The following is a 24406-nucleotide window of genomic DNA, read 5'->3' as shown; positions in this document are numbered from 1 at the left end:
GCAGCAGCGGGAAGGGGCGGCCCCGGGTGCGGGGCCGCCCCTCCGGCGTCAGCTCGACGACACGGTGAGGTTGTTCGTGACGAAGTTCATCCCGCCCGAGGACGAGGTGATCTCGTAGCCGAACTGGACGTCACCGATGGTCTCGTTGCCCATCCAGTGCTTGGTGTCCTTGATCCACCTCAGGATCGGGAGGATGTCCACCGTGCCGGAGGTGGAGTCGGACCTGCGCAGGAAGGAGAAGACCTGGTTGGCACCGTTGTCCCCCTTGTAGACCGCCCAGCTGTGCCCGCCGAGCGAGACATTGCCCTGGAAGCTGCCGAGGGGACCGACAGCGCCGTTGTAGTTCATCCAGAGCATGATCTCGTAGTCGTAGTCGGTGTCCCAGATGTCGTACGACGAGTTGTACGCGCCCGACGACGGCACCGTGACGTTGTAGCTGCTGCGCAGCGACGACAGCGAGGTGATCGACTTGTTGACCACCTTCTTGGCGTTGGGATACGACTTGATGCCGCCGGTGTTGGGATGGTTGGCCCAGACGCCCCAGTTCGTACCGGAGTTGGCCCAGATGCACTGACTTCCGGCGCCGGAACCCCAGATGTTGTTGTAGAGCGTGTAGCCGTTCAGGGCGGTGTTGCCCCACCGGTCGCAGCTGTTCCAGACCGCGGCCTGCGCGGGAGCGCAGACGAGTCCGATCAGGGTTCCCAGTGCGGCCACCGGAGTGGCGATCAGCGTCAACCTGCGACGCGTCCGCGAGCGTTGTCGTCGTGCCATGGTTGTCCCTTCCATGGGTGAGGGAACGGGCTACTGCGGTCCCAGGGTGAGGACGCAGTCTTCGCCGGCACGCAGGTCGAGCAGTTGCGTGCCGGCCGAGGTCCGTAGCTCGATGCGGAGGGTGCGGGTGGGCCGGACGACGGCCGTGCCGGTGTCGAGGCTCCAGGTCAGGTCGACCACGGCTCCGAAGCGGGTGCGGATGCCGGTGATCCGGCCCTGGGGATACGCGGCGGGGCGGGTGGGGAGCAGCACCAGGCGCCCGGGTGTCGACTGCACCAGCATCTCGATCAGCAGCGCGGGCAGTGCGTGCGCGGCGTCCGCGTTGTAGACGTCGCGTGCCGGATAGTGCGTGCTCATGAGAGAGGTGTGGAAGAAGTCGCCGGTCAGAAGGTGCTCCAGGCACGCCGCTGCCCGGGCGGTGTCGTGCAAGCGAGCCGCGACCAGAGCGTGGTGGAGATGTCCGTGCGCGGAGTCGTTCTCGGCGCCGCGCAGTTCGAGCGCGCGATGGGCGGCACGGGCCAGCTCCGGCGTGTCGTAGGGGTTGATCTCCTCCAGGGGCCACACGGCGTAGAGGTGGCTGAGGTGCCGGTGGTCGTACGCATCGTCGAGGCCGGGCCAGGACCACTCGGCGAGCGCGCCGTCGTCGTTGACCCGGTAGGGCGGCAGTCGGTCGGCGAGCGCACGCCAGCGGTCGGCGTCGGCGCCCGGATTGTAGGCGGCCGCGGTGAGCAGGGCGTGCCGGGCCGCCGCGATGTCCATGGTTGCGTTGAGGGTGCCCCAGCTCGCGTTCGCGGGGCGGTTCTCGGGCGAGTACGAGGGGACGATCACGACGTGACCGTCCGGGTCCGTGCGGCTCAGGAAGTCCTGGTAGAAGGTGGCCAGTTCGCTCAGCGCGGCGGCGAGGCGCGGGTCCCGCTCGCCGCGCATCTCGTCGTGGTCGACGAGCGGTTTGAGCAGCCAGTCGGCGCCCGCGGTCCACAGGTGGTGCGGGTACTCGCGGTGGAAGTGGTACGTGTGCCCGGACTCGCCGTCGGTGTGGGCGGGGGCGACGATGCCCCGTGCGCCGAACAGAGCGCGGGCGTTGTCCCGCCAGTCCACCAACTGCCTGTACACCAGGGCGGCGTGGGCCTCGGTGACCTCGGGCAGGGCGGCGGTCGCGGCCGAGGCGGTCTGGAGGTTGAGGTTGGCGTTGGTGGTGAACGCCCCGGACCAGGCGGTGTTCCAGTCGCCGGTCCACAGACCGGTCAGCCGCGGCGGCAGCGTCCCCGCCGAGGAGAGCAGGTGATAGCGGCCTGCGGCGAAGAGCCGCTCGAGGAGGGCGGGGCTCTTGGGGCGGCGCAGCAGCTCGGAGCCCGGCAGGCCCCGCTCCGACGGGTTGGCCCCCAGGTCCAGCGTCACCCGTTCGTAGGCGGTGCGGTGCAGTTCCTCGTGGCGGGACAGCAGCAGCGGATACGGGGCCGGGGCTTCGCTCCCGGCCGGCAGCAGGGCCCGCAGCGCCTCCGCCTCGGCGAGCACATCGAGCTCACCGGTGTGCCTCCGCACCCGCGTGAGCAGCAGCATCGACGCGGCGCCGGCGACACACACGCCCTGCTCGGCGATCGTCGTCCGGCCTCCCGTGATGACGGCGAGGGTGACTCCGGTGTACGCGCGGTCGCTGTCCGGGTAGCGGGCCCGAAGGGTGAGCAGTGCTCCCTCGGCGCTGAGCGCCGCACCGTGACCGACCGCCAACCGGTCCGCGACGCCGGGAAGCCGCACGTCCAGGCCGAGGTCGACGGTGAGCGCCCCACCGGTGACGTACTGCACGATCACGTCGTCCGCACGGGAGACGAAGACTCGGTGGTGGTGCCACCCTCGGCACCGCGTCTCGGCGACCCCGCTGGCGAAGTCGACCGCACGCCGATAGCGCCGCCACTGCCCGGCGGTCCGCCGCAGCCGGACCTGGAAGGCGGGATGGAAGGGCTGGACCCGCTGCAGGGCCCGCCCGTCGGTGAACCGCTCCGCGGCCGCCAGGTCGCCGGCGAGCAACCGGTCCTGGAGTGCCGTCAGGTCGTCGGCGAGGCGGGGTGGCCGGGCGTACTCGCCGCCGTCCGGCCGGACGAGGGAGTGGTGCGTGACGACGACCCGTTCATCGTTCGGGTCGCCGTACATCATGGCGCCGTGTCTGCCGTTGCCGCTGAGGAAGGCGTCCTCCCAGCGGGCGGCGGGCCGGGGCTCCCAGGTGCCGTGGATCACGGCATGTCCTCGCGCAGCGCGGCCACCCCGTAGCGGCCCAGCGTGAGCGTGCCCCCGGTCAGTACACCGGTGAGCAGATCGAGGTGATGGCCCGGCACGTTCACGGTCACCCGGTCGCAACCGTGGTTGAGGACGAAGAGCAGGTCACCCCGGCGCACCGCCTCCACCCCTTCCGGAAGGCCGTCGAGCACCGGCCGCACGCCCGCTCGGTCCGCGACATCGGCCAGCAGATGACGCAGGGCGGCTGGCTCGGGGACCGTGGAGAGGTACCAGGCGCGGCCGTTGCGCAGCACGGCGGGCAGGCCGTCGAGCTCTCCGCCCTGGTACGCGGCGACCGTTTCCGCGCCCGCCGCGGCCTCGAGCTCCTCGGACCAGAGCGTGCCGCGGAAGTCGCCGCAGTCCGCGGTCTCGTCCTCCTCCAGCGGCCACCACTCGTGGACCATGCCGATGCCGAACAGCTCCCGCAGCCGCACGTCCATACCGCCCGGGCGGATCCGGTCGTCGGCGTCGGCCGCGCCGGTCAGGAAGCCGCAGACGACGGTGCCACCGCCGCGTGCGAAGGCGAGGAGGTTCGCGATCGCGGCGTCCGTGAGCAGGTACAGGTGAGGGATCAGGACGAGCTTGTACGGGGTGAGGTCCTGTTCGGGGTGGGCGAAGGCCGCCGTGATGCCGGACTCCCACAAGGCTTGGTGCCAGGCGCGTACCAGCTGTTCATACTCGACCCGGGAGGACGGTCGCCCGTCCTGCCGGCCCGCCCACCAGGAGTTCCAGTCGTGCAGCAGCACCGCGTCGGCGTGCACCTGGGTGCCCGTGACCACCTCGCCGAGCAGGGCGAGGTCCGCGCCGATCCGCTTGACCTCCTGGAAGGTGCGGCCGTGTTCGCCCGCGTGTGACACCATCCCGGAGTGGAACTTCTCGGCGCCCTGCCGGGACTGCCGCCACTGGAAGTAGCAGATGGCGTCGGCACCGTGCGCCACGGACTGCAGGGACAGCAAGCGGTTCAGCCCGCGCGGCTTCGGGTGGTTGACACCGCGCCAGTTGACCGGGCCCGCCGCCTGCTCCATCAACACCCACGGACCGCGCGCCTGGGAGCGCGTCATGTCGCCGAGCATGGCGTTGTACTGGCCGGCCAGCGGGTCCTTGGGGTCCGGATAGATGTCGATCGACACGACATCCTCCTGCTCGGCCCAGGTCCAGGCGTCCAGGCCGGACCAGAACGGCATGAAGTTGGTCGTGACCGGGATGTGCGGGGTGTGCGCGGCGACGATGTCCCGTTCGGCGAGGTAGCACTCCATCAGGGCGTCGGACGTGAACCTCTTGAAGTCGAGGACCTGGGCCGGGTTTCTCATGTACTGGGCGCGGCGCGGCGGAATGATCTCGTCCCACGCGTCGTAGCGCTGGCTCCAGAAGGCGGTGCCCCAGGCCTCGTTGAGCGCGTCGGGTGTGCCGTACTTGGCGCGCAGCCACCGGCGGAAGTGCCGGGCCGTCTCGTCGCACCAGCAGTACGTGCAGTACTCGTTGTTGATGTGCCACACGGTGAGAGCCGGATGGCCGGCGTAACGGGCGGCGAGGTCCTCAGCGAGCGTGGCCGCGTACTCCCGGTAGACCGGGCTGGAGGCGCAGAACTGCTGGCGCGAACCCCACCACACGACCTGCCCGTTCTCGTCCCGAGGCAGCGTGTCCGGGTATCGGGCGCCCATCCACGGCGGGGGCGAGGCGGTCGGAGTGGCGAGCACGACGCCGATGCCGTGGGCGTGGAGGAGGTCCATGAGCCGGTCGAGCCAGCCGAACTCCCGGGCGCCGGGACGGGGCTCCAGCTTCGACCAGGAGAAGACGCCGAGGGTGACGGAGTTGACCCGAGCCTCCTTCATGAGGTGCAGGTCGTCCAGCCAGGTCTCCTCCGGCCACTGCTCGGGGTTGTAGTCGCCGCCGAAGAGCAGGCGGCCGCGCGTGGCGTCGCTCAGGGCGGGCATCAGGCGGGGTCTCCGTACTGGATGCCACGGCCGTTGGTGCCGAGGTAGACGCGGCCGTGGATGCGGGGGTCGCCGGTGATGGTCTCGCCGATCCAGCCCCACTGGTGGGCGTCGTCATTGATGCGGATCCAGGTCCTGCCCTCGTCGTCGGAGCGGTAGACGGCGGTGAAGTCCGCGACGGAGCCGACCTGGAAGATCGCGGGGTAGCCGTTCTTGGTGGCGGCCTTGCCGAAGCCGAGGCTGTAGGCGGCCCGGCAGCTGGTGACCTGGGTGAAGGTCTTCCCGCCGTCCGCCGACCGGTACAGGCCGTTCGACTTGGCGGACAGCCACAGCTCGCCGGTCCGTCCGGGGGCGGCGGCGATACGGAACTGGGTGTCGCCGGAGGGCAGCCCCTCGGCGCCCTTGGTGAAGGTCGCACCGGCGTCGGTGGAGCAGTACACGACCCCGTTCGCGGTGTCGTACACGTAGAACCGGGACGGGTCGAGCGGGTCCGCCACTGGGACGTCGCCTTTGGGGAAGGTGGCGACCTCGGCCCAGCTCTTGCCGTTGTCGGTGGAGCGAAAGCCGGGGTGCCGGGTGCCGTCCCAGTGGACGAAGGACCACAGCAGGGCGCTGCCGTCCGCGTTCGTGGCGATCGGTCCGGGGGCGGAGGCGGCGATCTCGGGCTGGGCGGCGAAGGGCTCCCAGCTCTTTCCGCCGTCGTGGGAGTAGGCACCGTTCTTGCCGGAGGCCCAGCCTGCCCGTACGACGTAGGAGGGACGCAGCGCCGCCAGCGCGAGGCCGGTCGCGGAGCCGAAGACCGGGTTGGTGGCCATCCCCCTGGAGGGGGACGCGGTCAGCGAGTCGTGGTACATGACGCCGATGTCGCCGAGGCCGCTGATCAGGTGGGCCTTGCCGGTCGGCGGCGAGACCAGCTGGCGTACGGCGGTCTCCTCCAGGCCGCGGACCTTCGGAGCCCAGTGTACGAGGTCGTCGGTGGCATACAGGGTGGCCCCGGTACCGAAGACGATGTGCTTCGAGGCGTACGGGTCGATGGCGACGGTCTGGATCCACCAGCCGAACTTGGGTTCTTTCTCGCCCCAGTTGAGGAAGGGGGTGTCGGATACGTCCATGACAGCCTGGTCTTGGAGAGAGAGCCAGGTCTTTCCGCCGTCCGTGGAGCGGAAGAGGGTGTCGACGGCCTCCCAGCGGTTGTTGGTGGAGACCACCAGCGTTCCGGGGTGGCGGGCGTCCACTGCGAGACCGCCGTAGCCGAAGTTGTCGGCGGAGCCTCCCCCAGAGCCTTCGGCCTGGGTGGGGGCACCCCCGGCGTTAGCTGGGGGCGTACCCCCAGGAGCGGTACCGCCCGGCTTCACGGGCGTGATGTCCGTCCAGCTGCCGGTGGCGGTGTCCAGCTTGTGCACGGAGCCGTTGGACTGACCGTTGGGGCCGGGGGCGTTGGCGTAGGTGACGTAGAAGGCGCGCGTCCCGGAGTCGTACGCGCCGTGGATCGGCACCTTGGCGGACTCGCCGGAGGGCTGTCCGGGGACGGCCTCCCAGCTCGAACCGTCCTTGCTGCGGTAGAGGTTGGCGTCTCCGCCGTCGCCCCAGCCCGCGTACAGCACCCGCCCCGCCGCGGCGAGGAAGGTAACCCCCTGGCCGGTGGCCGACGGCGCGGCCGGGAATCCGGCCGCCTCCGCCCAGGTCGCGCCCAAGTCCGTGGACTTCAGCAGTCCGTCGTGCCGGGTGCCCAGCCACAGCGTGTCGCTGTCGCGCGGGTCGACGAGCAGGCGCTCGCCGGTGCCGCGCCCGTCCTCGTTGGCGCCGAGCTTGACGTCGAGGTCGGTCCGCTTCCAGGTGGCTCCCCGGTCCTCCGAGCGGAGGACGGCACCGTTGGTCGCCCAGCTCTGGGCGTATGTCCCAAGGGCGAGGTAGACCCGGTCGGCGTGTGCGGGGTCGACGGCGACGGCCTCGACGCCGAGCAGGTTCCAGTCGTCCCAGCCCAAGTGGTCGATGAGCGGGATCCAGCGCGCCCGCTGCCGGTCCCAGCGGTAGGCGCCGCCGATGTCGGTGCGCGCGTAGGCGAGCCCGCACACCCTGGGGTGGAACTGCACGCCGGTGATGAACCCGGTGCCGCCGATGACGACGTTGCGCCAGCGGTACCGCCGGTCTCCGTCCCGCGGGGCAACGCCCTGTGCGCCGGCGGCGTGCGCCCTGTCCTGGACCGAGGGCAAGGCGGTCAGTGCGGCGGTCGCTGCGGCGGCGGCGAGTACGGCTCTTCTGCGGGGAGCGGGTCCCCGACTGGGCAGCGGCATGGCAGGCATCGCTCCTTTGGGCGAGGTGGAGTCCGCCGTGCCCGGCGGGAGGTGGGGGGGAACAGCCGGGCACGGCGGAGATTCGGGGGCTGGATGGACTCAGCCCTTGACGGCGCCGGTGAGCATCCCGGCCTTGAAGTGCTTCTGGACGAAGGGCGACAGCACGGCGACCGGCAGGAGCGCGAGCACCATCACGGCCATCTGGATCGCGAGGGGTGACAGCTGCCCCGTGTTGATGACCTGGGCCAGGCCGGTCGGACGCTCCTGCTTGATCACCAGCTGATTCATGATGTTCTGCAGGGGCAGCATGTCCGGGTCGCTGATGTAGATCGAGGCGTTGAACCAGGCGCTCCAGTAGCCGACCGCGTAGAAGAGCGTGATCACGGCGATCGGGGCCCGGGACAGTGGCATGACGATCTGCCACAGGATGCGGAAGTCCCCGGCCCCGTCGATGCGCGCACTCTCGATCAGCTCCTGCGCGGTGCTCATGAAGAACGCCCGCAGCACCAGGATGTTGAAGACGCTCAGCGCGCTCGGCAGGATCAGCGAGAGATACGTGTTGGTCAGTCCCAGGCCCTGCACGACCAGATAGGTCGGGATGAGCCCGGCGCTGAAGAACATCGTGGCGAGCATGAACAGCAGGAACGCCCGGTGCAGCACCGATCCCCTGCGGGAGAGCCCGTAGGCCGCGAAGATGGACACCGTCATGCTGAAGAGGGTGCCGACCGTGGTGACGCCGATGCTCACCAGCGTCGCCCTGGTCACCTGACCGCCGCCGAGCAGCTCCTTGTACGCGATGAAGGTGATGCCCTTCGGGATCACCACCAGACCGCCGGTCTCGGTGATGGTCTTCACCGAGGAAAGGCTGGTGACGATCACCACCCAGAGCGGGAAGAGGATGGCGAGGCACACCAGGACGAGCACCACGCCCTTGGAGGCGAGTCCGGCCTTCGCCGGCTCCTCCTCCCACGCCGGGCGGAGCCGCCCCCGTACGAACCGGCCTTCCATGGTTCCGACGATCTGGCTCATCGCTTGTACACCCCCTGCTCGCCCATGAGATGCGCGACCTTGTTGGCCGCCAGCACCAGCAGCAGACCGAAGATTCCCTTGATGACGCCCACCGCGGCGGCGTAGCTGAAGTCGCCGTACTGGATGCCGACGTTCCAGACGTAGGTGTCCAGCACCTCGGATGCGGTCGGTCCGACGGCGGCGCGCTGGAGCAGGATCTGTTCGAAGCCCACCGTGAGTGCGCTGCCGACCTGGAGAACGAGCAGCAGCGCGACCACCGGGCGGAGCGCAGGCAGCTGGATGTGCCACATCCTGCGCCAGCGGTTGGCGCCGTCCATCGCCGCCGCCTCGTACAGGTCGGGGCTGACCGTGGCCAGCGCGGCGAGGAAGACGATCACGCCCCAGCCCGCGTCCTTCCAGATCATCTCGAAGGTGATCAGGAACTTGAACAGGCCTGGATTGGTCATCAGGTCGATGCCTTCATGGCCGTGGTCGCGCAGCGTCTGGGCGAGCAGGCCGGCGCCGCCGAACATCTGCTGGAAGATCGTGACGACGAGCACCCAGGAGAAGAAGTGCGGCAGGTAGAGGATCGCCTGGGCGACTGCGCGCGCCCGGTGCCGGACGAAGCTGTTGATGAACAGTGCGAGCAGGATCGGGACCGGGAAGAACAGCGTGAGCTGCACCAGGAAGATCGCGAGCGTGTTCTGCACGGCCTGCCAGAACAGCCGGTCCTCGACCATGCGCTGGAACTGTTCGAGTCCCACCCACGGACTGTTCAGGATCGCCTGGAAGGCGTTGTCCGAGATGTACGGGTCGTAGTCCTGGAAGGCGACGATGTTGCCGATCAGGGGTACGTAGTTGAAGACCAGCAGGAGCACCATGGCGGGGAGCGTCATCAGGATCAGGACGCGGTCGCGCCTGAGGCGGTGACGCAGCGTGATGCCTCCGGCGGTCTTGCCGGTCCCGGTCCCGGTCCCGCCCCTGTCCTTACGGGTGCGTGTCGCGGGCGGGGGCGCCGCTCCCGGCTGCTCGGGAGCGGCGCCGCGCACGTCGGTCGTGCCGTGTGTCATGTCAGGATGCCGAGCTGCCGGTCTCGTCGAGCAGCTTCTTGTACCAGTCGCGGAGCTTGTCGCCGCCGCGCGACTTCCAGTCGGATACCGCCTGCTGCATGTCGCCGATCTTCTTACGGCCGCGCACGATGTCCTTCTCCAGGTCCTCGAACTGGGCCTGGAGCTCGGCGTACCGGTTGGGCTCCTGGATCTGCATGCCGTAGAAGAGCGGCTTGGTGCAGTGGGCGCCCTGACGCTGCTGCCACTCCACCACGCCCTTGACCACGTCGGGGTGGTCCGGCCAGGCGCGGAAGGGGGCGGGTGAGGCGATGTACTCGTAGGTCGCGAAGACCTCGTTGTTGCCCTGCGCGGTCTTCGTGAGGACCCCGTCCTTCAATGTGTGGTGGGTGCCCTCGATGCCGTACGCCTTCAGACGCTGCTCCTTGGTGCCCCACGGGGCCGACGTGTAGTTGGCGAGGGCGAGGATGTCCTTGATCGTCCTTGCGTCGGCGTTCTTGTTGACGAAGCACCAGATATCGGCGGGCGCGGCGTTGTAGAGGGTGGGCCTGCCGCCGTCGTGGGCGAAGTAGTCCATCGCGGCCATCTCGAACTTCGGGTGGTCGAGGCGCTGGACCACCGTCTTGCCGTACCAGTCGGAGATGTTCGCGTTGTACATCCAGATCTTGCCGGAGGCGAAGAGGTTGCCCAGGTCGCCCTGCTCGGCCTTGGCGTCGGGGTGGACGAAGCCCGCCGAGAAGAGCGAGCGGACCCATTCCAGGGCCTCCAGGTACTCGTCGGTCTCGCAGCGGTTGACGAGCTTGCCGTCGACGAGCTTCCAGTAGTTCGGCTTGGCGGGCAGCACACCGAAGAAGTTGTACGCGGCCCAGGACATGTCGGCGCAGGCCCACACCTTGCTCTTCGGAGCGCTGATCTCCTTGCAGAGATCGTAGAACTCCTGGGTGCTGGTGGGCGGCTGGTATCCCTTCCGCTCGAAGAGGTCGGCCCGGTAGAAGGGCGCGATGCCGGGGGCCGCCTCGGTGGGCATCGGCAGACCCCGCAGCTTGCCGCCGAAGACCGACCGCTGCCAGGCGGGGCTGGGGATGGCGGCGAGGTTCGGGTACTCCTTGACCTTGTCGCCGGAGAGGTAGGGGCCGAGGTCGGCGAACTTGTTGCTGATGCCGCTGGGGATCTTGCCGTTCAGCTCCCAGCCGGGAACGACCACGACGTCCGGTATGGAGCTGGAGGCCAGGACTGCTCCGAGCTTCGCCCCGTAGGTGACGCCGTCCTGGTTCTGCCACGTGACCTTGACGCCGACGGCCTCGTCCATCGCGGTCCAGTAGGGGTTGCCGGCCTTGGGGGAGGTGCCCCACAGCGGCGCCATGACGGTGAGTTCGCCGCCCTTGCCGAGCTTCTTCGGCACCGAGACGGCGAGCTTGTCGGCGGGCTCGGCGGTGAGGAAGCCGGCCGCCGAACCGTTCTTGCTGGGGATGTCCGGGGTGACGGCACGTGAGGCCACGTACGCGGGCAGCAGACCCTTGAGCTTCTTGCCGTACGTGGTGCCCTCGTTCTTCGAGCCGCCGGAGCCGCCGCAGGACGTGAGCAGCGGCGCCCCGCCGGACACCACGGCAGCGGCGACCGCCGTGGAGGCGAGGAAACTTCTCCGGCTGGGACGGCCGGAGGCGGAGTTCGGCGTCATGTGCGTCAACCCTTCGGGCGCGGATCCTTTGTGGCGCGCCAGGACACCCGGCGAGTCGCCGGTCGGCTGCTGTGTCTGGTGAGAAGCGGGTTCAACCGGCACTGCGCGCTTATCTGTTGAAGCGCTTCGATTTCGGGTGCGAGGCTAAGTGAACCGACCCGACCGCACAAGGGTGGTGTCCAAGATTCCTCGGAGTTCTGTGCCGGTGGTTGGGTAGTCGGCTTCCCCCATGGGCTTGGCGCGTCATGGAGGTTCGCTGCAGGGTGACTTGACACTCCGGGCCCCGCGCCCTGAGCATCGAAGCGCTTCGAGGATCTCTTCTCCCACGTTCGCAAGGGAATCCCACGTGACCGCCGACCGACCACTCTTCCACGACCCTGAGGCGCCGTTCCGCAAGCGCGTCGACGACCTGCTCGCCCGTCTGACGACCGACGAACGCATCACGCTGCTGCACCAGTTCGCGCCCGCCGTGGAGCGCCTGGGGCTGGCCGCGTTCCGCACGGGTCAGGAGGCCCTGCACGGCGTCGCCTGGATGGGCCCGGCCACCGTCTTCCCGCAGGCGGTAGGGCTCGGCGCCACATGGAACGAGGATCTCGTACGCCGAGTCGGCGCGGCCGTGGCCACCGAGGCCCGGGCCATGCGCGCCCGTGACGACCGAGTCGGCCTGAACATCTGGGCGCCGACGGTGAATCTGCTGCGCAACCCCCTGTGGGGCCGCAACGAAGAGGGTTACTCGGAGGACCCGCAACTGACCTCCGCGATCGCCGGCGCGTACACCCGAGGACTGCGCGGCGATCATCCCGTGTACTGGCGCACCGCCCCCGTGCTCAAGCACTGGCTGGCCCACAACAACGAGACGGACCGGGACACGTCGTCCGCATCCGTCCGGCCGCGTGTCCTGCACGAGTACGACCTGCGGGCGTTCCGCGGCGCCGTCGAGGCGGGCTCGGTGGCGGGAGTGATGCCCGCCTACAACCTCGTGAACGGCCGGCCCAACCACCTCTCGCCCTATCTGCGGACACAGCTGCGCACCTGGACCGACCAGGATCTGCTGGTCTGCTCCGACGCCGGGGCCCCCTCCAACCTGGTCGACTCCGAGCACTACTTCGAACTCCACGAACACGCCACGGCCGCCGCACTGCTCGCGGGCGTGGACAGCTTCACCGACCACGGCACCGACGGCACGGCCATCGTCGCCAGACTCCGTGGCGCCCTCGCGCAAGGCCTGATCAGCGAAGCCGACATCGACACCGCCGTGCGCCGCCAGCTCCATGTCCGCTTCCGACTGGGCGAGTTCGACCCGCAGCAGGACCCTTATGCCGACGTGCGGGACCATGACACCCCGGCCCACCGGGAACTCGCCCGGGAAGCCGCGGAACAGGCCGTGGTCCTGCTCAAGAACGACGGACTGCTGCCGCTCGCCGCGTCCGGTGACAGCAGGATCGCTGTGATCGGGCTGCTCGCCGACGCGTGCAAACTCGACTGGTACAGCGGCACATTGATCCACCTCTCCACCCCGCTGGACGGCCTGCGGATGCGGTTCGGCACGCAGAACGTGGTGTATGCGGAAGGCGCCGACCGCATACGGATCAGCTGCGCCGCCGGGCGGCTGCGGGTGCTCGAGACCGATCCCGAGGACCGGGTGCGCGGCGCCGAAGGAGCCCTTGACCCCGCCCTTCTCGCCGGGCGCACGGATCTGCCGCCGCTGACGACAGACGCGGCCGGCACCGAACTGGCCCTGGTCGACTGGGGCGACGGGCTGCTCACCCTGCGCGCCCCTGATGGCCGCCACCTCTCGGTGGCGGACGACGGATACGTGCGCGCCTCCGCCGACCAGCCGGGCGGCTGGGTCGTCCAGGAGACCTTCCGACTGGAGCGCCCGAACGGCACGGGACAGCAGGAAGGGACGGAACAGCAAGGCCGGGGCCACCTCCTGAGGCACATGGGGACGGGTCGGTACGTCACAGTCGCCGCCGACGGGGTGAAGGTTGCCGACCGGGGCGACCTTTTCGAGATCGAGATCATCGAGCGCGGCGAGGATGCCGTTGCGCGCGCCGCCGCCCAGGCGGACGTGGTGATCGTCGTCGCAGGGAACGACCCGCACATCAACGGCCGCGAGACCGAGGACCGCACCACCCTCGCCCTGCCGGAGCATCAGGACCGGCTGTGGCGCGCCGCCCACGCCGCCAACCCGCGCACGGTCCTCGCTCTCACGTCGTCCTATCCGTACGCGATCCCCGAGGCCGCCGCCGAGCTCCCCGCCCTGCTGTGGACCGCGCACGGCGGCCAGGCGGCGGGGACGGCGCTGGCGCGCGTGCTCGCGGGTGACGTCTCACCGGCGGGCCGCCTGCCGCAGACCTGGTACGGGTCCGACGCCGATCTGTCCGGCATGCTCGACTACGACATCATCGGCTCCCGGCAGACCTACCTCTACTACGAGGGTGAGCCGCTGTTCCCCTTCGGGCACGGCCTGTCGTACTCCTCCTTCTCGTACAACACATTGGAGGTGGTGCGTGAAGGCGCCGCTCTACGGGTCGCCTTCACGGTCGCCAACACGGGAGACCGCCCCGCCGACGAGGTCGCCCAGCTCTACGCACGGGCCGTGGACCCGTCCGTGCCGCGGCCCCGGCGCCAGCTGGCCGGGCACCGCCGCATCCATCTCGCACCCGGCGCCTCCCGACGGCTGGAGTTCACCGTCCCCATCACCGACCTCGGGTTCTGGGACGTCGGACAGGGCCGCTGGATCGTGGAGCCCGGTCGGTACGAGTTCCTGGTCGGGGCCTCCAGCGCGGACATCCGCATCGCGGTGACCGTCGACGTCGACGGTGCGCCGACGACGCCTGCGCTCCCGCGCCCTGTCCTCGAGCACGGCCTGGGGGCAGTGGACTACGACGAGCAGCGCGGCACCGTGATCGCCGACGAGACCAAGGTGGCCGGCGACTGCGTGACTCCGGCCGGCCCGGAGCCGGGTGAACTGCTCTACCGGCGCTGCGACTTCGGCCCAGGCACGAGGCGGCTGCGGCTGCGGTATGCGGCGCAGGAGCCCGGCTCGATCCGGGTCACGCTCACCGACGGGTCGGAGCTGGCCGCCGTCGACCTGCCCGCGACGGGCGGTCCCTACGACTCCAGCACCCTCGACGCCGAGTTCACCGGGATCACGGTGTCCGGTGTCCACGATGTGCGCCTCGAGCTGCGCGGCCCCTTGCGGCTCGCGCACCTCGGCTTCTCCGGTTGAGGGTCCGGCAGAAGCCGACGGCGGCCCGGCACCGATGCGTGGTGGTGCCGGGCCGACCGGCCTGGGCCTGCCACTCCTCGAACAGCACCGGCTGTTCCCCGCCGGGTGGGGAGCGACGCGCTCATCAGCAGGCTGGGGCCGGCCCGAGGCTTATCGGACCCAGTAGCGGATGTTGCGGAAGCGGGCTTCGGCCCTGCCGTCCCCGTGGTGATAGACGCCGTTCTTGAAGTGACGGGTCGCCGGTCCCCGGTCCTTGGTCGTGAGGACCAGCTTGTTGTCGGCGTAGACCTTGATCTCTCCGGTGGTGGCGTTGTGCGCCACCTTCAGGTTCCACCACTTGTTGTAGACGCCGGACTTGATGACGGTGCCGTTGTAGCTCTTAACGGTGCCGCCGTTCTGGTCGTACGCGTTCATCATGATGTCGGTGGCGGGCGTGCCCTCAGGGTGCTTGACCCGCAGGATCTGCATGAAGCTCGGGCCGTCCGTCCCCTCCCGGATGTACACGTCGCCGTCCCACATGTGCCGACCCTTGGTGTATTCCTGGTGCCAGCGCATCTCGGTACGGGGGTCGGTCTTGCTGCGCTTCTTCAGCGGCTCGTCGGTGGAGTGGACCCACGTCCTGTGGGTCTTCGAGTCCGAGTCGAATCGGTAGTGCTGATCAAGCTCCTTGTTCCACGGCTTGTGCAGGGAGAAGGTGAACTTCTGCTTCCGCCACCCGTCCGTCGGCGACTTCGCGGTCGATGACCCCGTACTGCCTGAGGCCTGGAAGCCCAGCACGGCGATCGCCAGACCGCCCATGAGTGTGGCAGCGCCAACGGGTATCGCGATGCGTCGTTTCAGCCGGTGATGCACGCATTGCTCCTTGGTCTGGGCCAATGGAAGTCCCACACCGTAGTGGCGGGCCCGCCGGGCTGTCCAACAGGGAGCGAACGGCTGCTCACGGCGGCGTCATACGGGGAGCTGTCGACCCACCTCAGCCGGCCGGCACGCTCACCTCACCCGTTCCCTCGGCCGACTCGCCGCCCGCGACCTCCACCCGGTAGGCCCCATGGCTGCCCCGCGCCGTCACGCGTACGGCACCCCCTTCCCGTACGACGTGAAAGGCCGCCGCGGTCCGCCCCGTGCGGTCGGGCACCGTCACCTCGGTCTCGTACGACGACCGGGCGTCACCCGAGTACACCCGCAGGGTCAGCCCGTCCAGCCAGTCCCCGTCCGGGCGCTGGTCGTCCGCGCCCAGCGGCAGGACCGCGCCGGGGCGGACGTACAGCGGCAGGCTGTCGAAGCCGTGCGTCTCGCGGCGCCACACCGGGCCCGTCAGCGTCTCGCCGGTGAGCAGGTGCGTCCAGGTCCCCTCGGGCACGTAGTACTCGACCTCGCCGTCCGCCGTGAAGACGGGCGCCACCAGCAGGTCCGGGCCGAGCATGTACTGGCGGTCCAGGGTCCGGCACGTCGGGTCGTCCGGGAACTCCAGCAGCATCGGCCGCATCACGGGCACACCGGTGTGGTGCGCCTCCACCGCCGCCGCGTAGAGGTAGGGCATCAGCCGGTGTTTGAGCCGCGTGAACGTGCGTGCCACGGCGACGGCTTCCTCGCCGAACTCCCACGGAACCCGGTACGACACGTTGCCGTGCAGTCGGCTGTGCGAGGACAGCAGTCCGAAGGCCAGCCAGCGCTTGAACACGTCCGGGTCGGGTGTGCCCTCGAACCCCCCGATGTCATGGCTCCAGAAGCCGAAACCGGACAGACTCAGGGACAGGCCGCCGCGCAGTGACTCGGCCATGGCGTTGAACGACGCGAAGCAGTCGCCGCCCCAGTGCACGGGGAACTGCTGGCCGCCCGTCGTGGCCGAGCGGGCGAAGAGCACCGCCTCGCCGTGCCCCCGCTCCTTCTGGAGCAGTTCGAAGACGGTGCGGTTGTAGAGGTGGGTGTAGTAGTTGTGCATCCGCTGGGGGTCCGAGCCGTCGTGCCACACCACGTCGGTGGGGATGCGCTCCCCGAAGTCGGTCTTGAAGCAGTCGACGCCCTGGTCGAGCAGGGCCCGCAGCTTGTCCGTGTACCACGCGCGGGCAGCCGGGTTGGTGAAGTCGACCAGGGCCATGCCGGGCTGCCACATGTCCCACTGCCAGATGTCGCCGTTCGGCCGCTTCACCAGGTAGCCGTGCTGGGCGCCCTCCGCGAAGAGCCCCGACTTCTGCGCGATGTACGGGTTGATCCACATGCTGACCTTCAGCCCCCGCTCCTTGAGCCGGACGAGCATGCCGTCCGGGTCGGGGAAGACCTCCGGGTCCCACCGGAAGTCGGACCACTGATACTCGCGCATCCAGAAGCAGTCGAAGTGGAAGACGGAGAGCGGGATGTCGCGCTCGGCCATGCCGTCCACGAAGGACGTCACCGTCTCCTCGTCGTACGAGGTGCAGAAGGACGTCGTCAGCCACAGCCCGAACGACCAGGCGGGCGGGAGCGCGGGCCGCCCGGTGAGCGTGGTGTAGCGGCGCAGCACGTCCTTCGGTGTCGGACCCGCGACGACGTAGTACTCCAGCGACTGGTCCTCGACGCTGAACTGCACCTGCCCGACCGACTCCGAGCCGACCTCGAAGGACACCTTGCCGGGGTGGTTGACGAAGACGCCGTAGCCCCGCGAGGAGAGGTAGAAGGGGATGTTCTTGTACGCCTGTTCGCTGCTGGTGCCGCCGTCCGCCTGCCAGATGTCGACGCTCTGGCCGTTCTTGACGAACGGTGTGAAGCGTTCGCCGAGTCCGTAGATCGACTCGCCCACACCGAGGGCGAGTCGGCCGATCATGTGGTGGGCGCCGTCGGCGGTGGTGGCGAAGGCGGTGCCCTTGGGCTCGACGGCGGTCAGCCGTCTGCCGTCCTCGTCGACGAACTCGAGTGACCAGGGCTCTGCTGTGTCGAGGCGGAGGGTCAGCGGGCCGCTGCGGAGCTCGGTGACGTTCCCCGTTCGGCGGGTGTGCGTGGACGCCCCGCCGTCGGCGCCCGGCAGCTCGAAGTCCGGACCGTGGTGCGCCTTTCCGGCGTGATGGGTGGCGCGTACCCCGATCACACCGTCGGCGGGGGAGAAGCACTCGATGGTCAGGAGCGGCGCATTGAGCGTGTCACCGCGGTGCTGGACGCGCTGCACGGCGGCGTACGCGGTGATGTGGTCGGTGCTCACATGAAGATCGCGCACCTGGGTGGCACAGGAGATGCGGACGCCTTCGCGTGTCAGCCAGAAGCCCTCGGTGAACTTCATATGGGTTCCGTCCCGCTGCAGGTGAGTGTGGAGTTTTTACAGTCTCGCGCGGTTCAGCGGGCCGAGAAGGTGTGCACGGTCGTCGAGCGGTAGGTGGCGCCGGGGCGCAGCACCGTGGACGGGAAGTGCGGTTGGTTCGGGGAGTCCGGGTAGTGCTGGGTTTCCAGGCACAGAGCGTCGCTCTGGCGGTAGATCCGGCCGGAGGTCCCCACGAGCGTGCCGTCGAGGACGTTGCCGCTGTAGAACTGGAGCCCGGGTTCGGTCGTCGCGATCCTCATGGTGCGACCCGAGTGCGGGTCGCGCAGGGTCGCCACCGGCGACGGTTCCGCGGTGACGCCTTTGGCGAGCACATAGTTGTGGTCGAAGCCATGGCCGTACAGCAGCTGTTGGTGGGCGGTCCTGATGTCCGCGCCGATCACCTTGGTCCCGCGGAAGTCGAGCGGCGTCCCGGCGACCGGGGCGAGCTCGCCGGTCGGGATGAGGGTGGCGTCGACCGGTGTGTAGCGAGCTGCGGCGATCGCCAGCTCATGGTCCTCGATCGTGCCGCTGCCCTCCCCGGCCAGGTTGAAGTAGACGTGACTGGTGAGGTTGATGTGGGTGGCCTTGTCGGTGGTGGCCTCGTAGTCGATCCGCCAGTCGCCCCCGCGGCTCAGCGTGTAGACGACCTTCGTCCGCAGCGTGCCCGGGTAGCCCATCTCCCTGTCGGGGCTGACGTACGACAGGACCAGTCCGACGTCCGTTCCCCGCGCGAACGGCTCGATGTCCCAGACCCGTTTGTCGAAGCCCCGGTCTCCGCCGTGCAGGCTGTTCGGACCGTCGTTCACGGGCACCTGGTAGGTCGTGCCGTCCAGGGTGAACCGCCCCTTGGCGATGCGATTGCCGTAGCGGCCGATCAGCGCCCCGAAGTACGGGCTGGAGAAGACGTAGTCGTCGAGGTTGTCGAAGCCGAGCGAGATGTTGGCGTGCCGACCGCGCCGGTCGGGGACCTCCAGGTACTGGACGATTCCGCCGTACGAGAGGACCTTCATCCGGGTGCCGCCGTTCTCCAGCGACCAGCGGTGGACCTTCGTGCCGTCGGCCAGTGTGCCGAAGAGCTCCTTCACGGGTCTGCTGCCTCCCGAAGCGTGTGCGGTGCCGGTGCCTGTCATCATGGCCGTGAGTCCCGCCGCCGCGGCGGCCAGGACCGTACGTCTGCTGCTGTTCACGCCGGTGCAGCTCCTTCACGGTCGAGCGTTGCCGATGTGGTGCGTGCGTGTGTGTTACGAACCGACCTTGCGTTTGTTCCAGACGTCGAACCCGACCGCTGCCAGCAGCACAAGACCCTTGATGACCTGCTGGTAGTCGGTGCCGATGCCCACGAGCGACATGCCGTTGTTGAGTACGCCGAGGACCAGACCGCCGATGACCGCGCCGAGCACGGTCCCGACGCCGCCGGACATGGAGGCGCCGCCGATGAACGCGGCCGCGATCGCCTCCAGTTCGAAGTTGACGCCCGCCTGCGGCACACCGGCGTTCAGCCGGGCCGCGTAGACCACGCCGGCCAGGGCCGCCAGCACGCCCATGTTCACGAAGACCAGGAACGTGACCCGCTTGTCCTTCACGCCGGAGAGCTCCGCGGCCGCCCGGTTGCCGCCGAGCGCGTACACATGGCGGCCCACGACCGCGTTGCGCATCACGAAGCCGAAGCCGATGAGCAGCACGCCCAGCAGCAGCAGTACGACGGGAGCACCGCGGTAGCTGGCCAGCGTCAGGGTGAAGGCCGCGACCGCGGCGGCCATGGCCGCGCACTTGGCGAGGAAGAGGCCGCGGGGCAGCACGTCCAGTTCGTACTCCTGCTGGCGGCGGCGGTCGCGTACCTGCTGGACCAGGACGACGGCTATCAGCCCCGTGCCCAGCAGCAGGGTCAGATTGTGGTAGTTGGTGGCCGGACCGATCTCCGGGAGGTAGCCGGTGGAGATCTTCTGAAAGCCGTCGGGGAACGGGCCGAGCGAGCGCGAGCCGAGGAAGATCTGCGTGCCGCCCCGGAAGAGCAGCATCCCCGCCAGCGTGACGATGAACGACGGGATCCCCACGTACGCGATCCAGAAGCCCTGCCAGGCGCCGGCCGCTGCTCCGATGGCGAGGGCGACCACCAGCGCGAGCACCCAGGGCACGTTGTGCTCGACCATCATCACGGCGCACGCGGCGGAGACGAAGGCGGCCAGCGAGCCCACCGAGAGGTCGATGTGGCCCGAGATGATGACGATCATCATGCCGATCCCGAGGACCAGGATGTAGCTGTTCTGCAGGATCAGATTGGTGACGTTGTTCGGCTGGAGCAGTACACCGTCGGTCCAGACCGCGAACAGCGCGACGATCAGCGCGAGCGCCACGAGCATGCCGTACTGGCGCATGTTGCGGCGCGCGGAGTTCAGCAGCAGAGCGCCGACGGCCGGCCCTGCGGGTGCCGGCGGGGTGGGGGCACTGCGCGGGGTGTCGGTGGTGACCGGGCCCATCTCACTTACCTCTTGTCCATGGTCATGTGACGCATCAGTACTTCCTGAGTCGCCTCCGCCCGCGGGATTTCCCCGGTGATCCGGCCGGCTGCCATCGTGTAGACGCGGTCACACATGCCGAGGAGTTCGGGCAGTTCGGAGGAGATGAGGACGATCGCCTTGCCCTCGGCGGCCAGCCGGTCGATGACCGTGTAGATCTCGTACTTGGCGCCGACGTCGATGCCGCGCGTGGGCTCGTCGAGGACCAGGACATCGGGGCCCGCGAAGATCCACTTGCTGAGCACCACCTTCTGCTGATTGCCGCCGGAGAGCCGCCCGACCTGCTCGAAGACGGTGGGCGCCTTGATGTTCATGCTTCTGCGGTACGACTCGGCGACTCGGGTCTCCTCATGTTCGTCGACCACACCGCGCCGCGACACCTTGGGGAGGGCCGACAGGGTGATGTTGCGGCCGATGGTGTCGATGAGGTTGAGCCCGTACGTCTTGCGGTCCTCGGTGACGTAGGCGATGCCGTGGCCGACGGCCTCCGGCACGGTACGGGTGCGGATCTCCACCCCGTGCTTGAGCACCGTCCCGCTGATCCCGTGGCCGTAGGAGCGGCCGAAGAGGCTCATCGCCAGTTCGGTCCGCCCCGCGCCCATGAGACCAGCGATGCCCACGATCTCGCCCCGCCGGACCGTGAGGGACACCCGGTCGACGACCTTGCGCTGGTGGTCGATGGGGTGGTGGACGGTCCAGTCGCGCACCTCCAGAGCGGGACGGTCGCCGGGATCGCCGCCGTACGGGGTCCGTTCGGGGAAGCGGTGGTCGAGGTCGCGGCCGACCATGCCCCGGATGATCCGGTCCTCGGTGGTCGCCGGGGCCTTCACGTCGAGCGTCTCGATGGTCCGGCCGTCGCGGAGGATGGTGACCGAGTCGGCGACCCGGGCGATCTCGTTGAGTTTGTGCGAGATGATGATCGAAGTGATGCCCTGGTCCTTCAACTCCAGGATCAGATCGAGCAGGTTGGCGGAGTCCTCGTCGTTGAGCGCGGCGGTCGGCTCATCCAGGATCAGCAGCCTGACCTTCTTCGAGAGCGCCTTGGCGATCTCCACCAGCTGCTGCTTGCCGACCCCGATGTCCGCGATCCGGGTCTGCGGGCGCTCGTCGAGACCCACCCGCCGAAGCAGCCGGGCCGCGTGTCTCAGCGTCTCGTTCCAGCTGATGACGCCCCGACGGGCATGCTCGTTGCCGAGGAAGATGTTCTCGGCGATGGAGAGATACGGCACCAGGGCGAGCTCCTGGTGGATGATGACGATGCCGCGCCGCTCGCTCGCCCTGATGTCCTTGAAGGCACACGGCTCGCCCTGGAAGAGAATCTCCCCGTCGTAGTTGCCGTGCGGATGAACGCCGCTGAGCACTTTCATCAGCGTGGACTTGCCCGCGCCGTTCTCCCCGCAGATCGCGTGCACCTCGCCCGGCGCGACGGTCAGCGTCACGTCGGAGAGCGCCGTGACGCCGGGAAACGTCTTGACGATGGAGCGCATCTCGAGGATGGGAGCGGTCACCTCAGGTCACTCGCCTTGATGTAGCCCGAGTCGACCAACTCCTTCTGGTAGTTGGTCTTGTCGACGCTGACCGGGCGCAGCAGGTAGGCGGGGACGACCTTCTTCTCGTTGTCGTATGTCGTGGTGTCGTTGACCTCGGGCTGCTTGTCGTTCAGCACTGCATCGGCCATCCGCACCGTCTGCTTGGCCAGCGCCCTCGTGTCCTTGTAGACGGTCTGCGTCTGCTGGCCCGCGATGATCGACTTCACCGAGGCCACCTCGGCGTCCTGCCCGGTGACGACGGGGAAGGGCTTCGCCTTCGTGCCGTAGCCGTCCGACTTCAGAGCGGACAGGATGCCGATGGAGATGCCGTCGTACGGCGAGAGGATCGCGTCCACGCTCTCGTTTCCGTACGCCTTGGTGAGCAGGTCGTCCATGCGCTTCTGCGCGGTCCCGCCGTCCCAGCGCAGGGTCGTGATCTGCTCCAGCTTCGTCTGCTTGCTGCGCACGACCAGCTGCTTCTTGTCGATGTACGGCCGCAGGACCTGCCACGCGCCCTGAAAGAAGTAGCGGGTGTTGTTGTCGTCCGGGGAGCCCGCGAACAGCTCGATGTCGAAGGGGCCCTTCTCGCTGCCGTCCTCCAGGCCGAGCTTGTCGACGATGTAGCCGGCCTGCAGTTCGCCGACCTTCTCGTTGTCGAAGGAGGCGTAGTAGTCGATGTGCGGTGAGCCGAGGATGAGGCGGTCGTACGAGATCACCTTGATGCCCTGGTCGGCGGCTTGCTGGAGCACGTCGGAGAGCGCGCGGCCGTCGATGGCGGCGATGACCAGGACGTCGACGCCTTTCGTGATCATGTTTTCGATCTGGGAGACCTGCTGGTCGACGTCGTCCTCGCCGTACTGCAGATTGGTCTGGTAGCCGAGCTTCTTGAACTCCTCCACCATGTTCCGGCCGTCGGCGATCCAGCGCTCCGACGACTTGGTGGGCATCGCGATGCCGATGGTGGATCCCTTGCCGCCCTTGTCCTCCTTGCTGCCGCCGGTGCTGCTCTGGCCGCAGGCGGACAGTGGGAGACAGAGGGCGAGCACGGCGATGACGGCGCGTGCGGCTCGGCGTGTGTGCATGGTGATCAGTCCTTGTGCGCGGTGCTGGTGGGAAAGCGGTGGCCGGTGTCGGGGAAGCGGGTCAGCTCTCCGGGGAGGCGGGAGCCGGGCGGGGACATGCCGGTGTCGGCGCCGTGCCTGGCCAGCAGGTCGAGGACGAGGCGGCCGCGCCGCACCCGCTCGCGGGCGGTGGCGAGGGTGGTTTCGCGGAGCTGGGCGCCGTAGGGGTAGATGCCGGGCGACTTGCTGAGCCCGAACTTGAGGTACAGGGGCGCGCCGCGCCGGATCAGTTCGGCCGCCTCGTACATCCGGATGTATCCGCCGAGGTCGTCGGGCGCCTCGACATACAGGTCCATCGGCGCCCGGCTGACTCGGCGGATCTCGGTGAGATGGTCGAGGGTCAGGTCCGAGGGCACGTTGAGCGAGTCGGCGCCGAGCCGTTCGTGGACGGCGTACGAGGCGGGGTTGACCGGGCCGATGAGCGCGGACACCTTGAACGTGGTGTCGCCCGGCAGCAGGCCGTCGGCGCGCAGCCGGTGGAGGGTCCACAGCACGCCCTCGTCGGCGACGAGGAAACACCTGACCCCCAGCTCGGACGCGCGCAGGGCGTCTTCGACGCAGCCGGCGAGCGCGTCATGGCCGCGGGCGCGCAGCCCGGCGCCACCCGAGTCGGTGCGAGTGGAGGCGCCGATGTCCCAGGTGCCGCGGGGCCCCGTGAACAGGCAGAGTTCGATGTCCCGCTCCGCGCAGGACTCCACCATTTCGGTGATCTCGGCGTCGGTCAGCATCCAGATGCCGCTGCCCTGGCTGATGCGGTGGACCGGCACGTCCAGGCGCGAACTCTCCTTGAGCACGATGGCCAGCGCCTCTGGGCCCTCCACCGAGGGGATCTCGGTGCGCCAGGTGCCGCCGTCGGGAAAGGTGTGGGGCGAGGCGTCGGCAGGGTCGGTGTCGGGGAAGGGATGGCCGATGCGTGCGAGTGCGTCAGCGCCAGGCCGGCGCGGAGGTGACGGGGCAGTCACGGGACTCCAATGTTCGGTATTTCGGACGCGGTTCGAGTGGATCGGCAAGAGGTTCTGGTCTCCGCCGGTCCGGAGCCGGAGTGGGGGGGTACTCCGGACCGGCGGAGGGCTTCAGGGCCGCAGCAGCACCTTCCCGGCCGTGGGATCGCCGCTGCCGACTACTGCGATGGCGTCGCCGAACCGCTCGAGCGGAAACTCGTGGGTGATGAGCGGCGCGGGATCGATCAGCCCGAGGGCGAACGCCCGTACCGCGTCGAACCAGGCGGACGACGGGGCGCCGAATATGCTGCGCACCTCCAGTTGGCTCAGCGACAGGTGCACCGGGTCGATGCCCTGGGCGTCAGGAGCGAATATCCCGGTGAGGACGACCCGTCCGCCCCTGCGCGCCAGCAGGCACGAGGACGCCGCGGTGGTCGGCGCGCCGGCGGTCTCCACGACCAGATCGAAGCGGCCGGCCAGGGACTCGGCCTCGCCGGGCGTGTGCACCTCGCTCGCGCCGAAGTCCAGTGCTTGCTTGCCACGTGCGGCCCGCGGGTCGACCACACTCAGCTCGGCGGGGGAATAGGCGACGAGCAGCTGCACCGCCAGCAGGCCGAGCGTCCCCGCGCCGACCACCGTGATGCACTCCCCGGGGCGCGGGTGCCCGGCACGCACCGCTGCGGCGACGACGGCCGTGGGCTCCAGCAGGGCGGCGGCGCGCAGGTCCGCGCCTTCGGGCAGGAGGTGCAGCAGCCGGGCGGGCAGGAGCAGAT

At 69.2% G+C, this 24406-nt stretch carries 16 protein-coding genes; 1 reads left to right on the top strand and 15 read right to left on the bottom strand.

Annotated features, from left to right (window positions below):
• Nucleotides 1–48: 48 nt before the first annotated feature.
• From ACTWQI_RS15270 to ACTWQI_RS15240, 7 genes are all read right to left on the bottom strand, one after another.
• Nucleotides 49–771 (bottom strand): glycoside hydrolase family 12 protein, encoded by a 723-nt coding sequence (locus tag ACTWQI_RS15270; protein ID WP_443270777.1) that lies wholly within the window; start codon nucleotides 769–771, stop codon nucleotides 49–51.
• 30 nt (nucleotides 772–801) lie between these two features.
• Complete coding sequence (locus ACTWQI_RS15265; RefSeq protein ID WP_443270775.1) at nucleotides 802–3003, bottom strand: glycosyl hydrolase family 95 catalytic domain-containing protein; 2202 nt, start codon at nucleotides 3001–3003, stop codon at nucleotides 802–804.
• On the bottom strand, nucleotides 3000–4976 hold the full coding sequence (locus ACTWQI_RS15260) for a beta-galactosidase (protein ID WP_443270773.1): 1977 nt from the start codon (nucleotides 4974–4976) through the stop codon (nucleotides 3000–3002). The genes ACTWQI_RS15265 and ACTWQI_RS15260 overlap by 4 nt, the downstream gene beginning before the upstream one ends.
• Nucleotides 4976–7270 (bottom strand): 1,4-beta-glucanase, encoded by a 2295-nt coding sequence (locus tag ACTWQI_RS15255; protein WP_443270771.1) that lies wholly within the window; start codon nucleotides 7268–7270, stop codon nucleotides 4976–4978. Before ACTWQI_RS15255 ends, ACTWQI_RS15260 begins: the two co-directional genes overlap by 1 nt.
• 99 nt (nucleotides 7271–7369) lie before the next feature.
• On the bottom strand, nucleotides 7370–8299 hold the full coding sequence (locus ACTWQI_RS15250) for a carbohydrate ABC transporter permease (protein ID WP_443270769.1): 930 nt from the start codon (nucleotides 8297–8299) through the stop codon (nucleotides 7370–7372).
• Nucleotides 8296–9348, bottom strand: a complete 1053-nt coding sequence (locus tag ACTWQI_RS15245) for an ABC transporter permease (protein WP_443270767.1) — start codon at nucleotides 9346–9348, stop codon at nucleotides 8296–8298. Before ACTWQI_RS15245 ends, ACTWQI_RS15250 begins: the two co-directional genes overlap by 4 nt.
• Before the next feature lies 1 nt (nucleotide 9349).
• Nucleotides 9350–11023 (bottom strand): extracellular solute-binding protein, encoded by a 1674-nt coding sequence (locus ACTWQI_RS15240; protein WP_443270765.1) that lies wholly within the window; start codon nucleotides 11021–11023, stop codon nucleotides 9350–9352.
• A gap of 346 nt (nucleotides 11024–11369) precedes the next feature.
• Between ACTWQI_RS15240 and ACTWQI_RS15235 the strand changes: the two genes are divergently transcribed.
• The gene (locus ACTWQI_RS15235) at nucleotides 11370–14258 is read left to right on the top strand and encodes a glycoside hydrolase family 3 C-terminal domain-containing protein (RefSeq protein WP_443270763.1); all 2889 of its coding nucleotides are present in this window, start codon (nucleotides 11370–11372) and stop codon (nucleotides 14256–14258) included.
• 150 nt (nucleotides 14259–14408) lie between these two features.
• On the opposite strand, the gene ACTWQI_RS15230 is transcribed toward ACTWQI_RS15235, so the two are convergent.
• From ACTWQI_RS15230 to ACTWQI_RS15195, 8 genes are all read right to left on the bottom strand, one after another.
• The gene (locus ACTWQI_RS15230) at nucleotides 14409–15110 is read right to left on the bottom strand and encodes a cinnamyl alcohol dehydrogenase (RefSeq protein WP_443270762.1); all 702 of its coding nucleotides are present in this window, start codon (nucleotides 15108–15110) and stop codon (nucleotides 14409–14411) included.
• Nucleotides 15111–15231: 121 nt separating this feature from the next.
• Complete coding sequence (gene yicI / locus ACTWQI_RS15225) at nucleotides 15232–17508, bottom strand: alpha-xylosidase (protein ID WP_443270760.1); 2277 nt, start codon at nucleotides 17506–17508, stop codon at nucleotides 15232–15234.
• Nucleotides 17509–17561: 53 nt separating this feature from the next.
• Nucleotides 17562–18713, bottom strand: a complete 1152-nt coding sequence (locus tag ACTWQI_RS15220; protein WP_443270759.1) for an aldose epimerase family protein — start codon at nucleotides 18711–18713, stop codon at nucleotides 17562–17564.
• A gap of 54 nt (nucleotides 18714–18767) precedes the next feature.
• Nucleotides 18768–20003, bottom strand: coding sequence for a multiple monosaccharide ABC transporter permease (gene mmsB, locus ACTWQI_RS15215; protein ID WP_443270758.1), 1236 nt, complete (start codon nucleotides 20001–20003; stop codon nucleotides 18768–18770).
• A 5-nt stretch (nucleotides 20004–20008) separates the two neighbouring features.
• Nucleotides 20009–21550 carry a multiple monosaccharide ABC transporter ATP-binding protein gene (mmsA, locus tag ACTWQI_RS15210; protein ID WP_443270756.1) on the bottom strand — a complete coding sequence of 514 codons (1542 nt, stop codon included), beginning with the start codon at nucleotides 21548–21550 and terminating at the stop codon, nucleotides 20009–20011.
• Nucleotides 21547–22653, bottom strand: coding sequence for a multiple monosaccharide ABC transporter substrate-binding protein (chvE, locus tag ACTWQI_RS15205; protein WP_443270755.1), 1107 nt, complete (start codon nucleotides 22651–22653; stop codon nucleotides 21547–21549). The genes mmsA and chvE overlap by 4 nt, the downstream gene beginning before the upstream one ends.
• Nucleotides 22654–22658: 5 nt before the next feature.
• The gene (locus ACTWQI_RS15200) at nucleotides 22659–23654 is read right to left on the bottom strand and encodes a hypothetical protein (protein WP_443270753.1); all 996 of its coding nucleotides are present in this window, start codon (nucleotides 23652–23654) and stop codon (nucleotides 22659–22661) included.
• 111 nt (nucleotides 23655–23765) lie between these two features.
• Nucleotides 23766–24406: zinc-binding dehydrogenase (locus ACTWQI_RS15195; RefSeq protein ID WP_443270751.1), on the bottom strand; the 641-nt coding region annotated here is incomplete at its 5' end.

The sequence above is a fragment of the Streptomyces sp. KR80 genome (assembly GCF_052245555.1).
In the GTDB taxonomy this organism is placed as follows: domain Bacteria; phylum Actinomycetota; class Actinomycetes; order Streptomycetales; family Streptomycetaceae; genus Streptomyces.
Note: the sequence above shows the minus strand (reverse complement) of the source record. Positions and strands in the feature narration are given on the sequence as shown.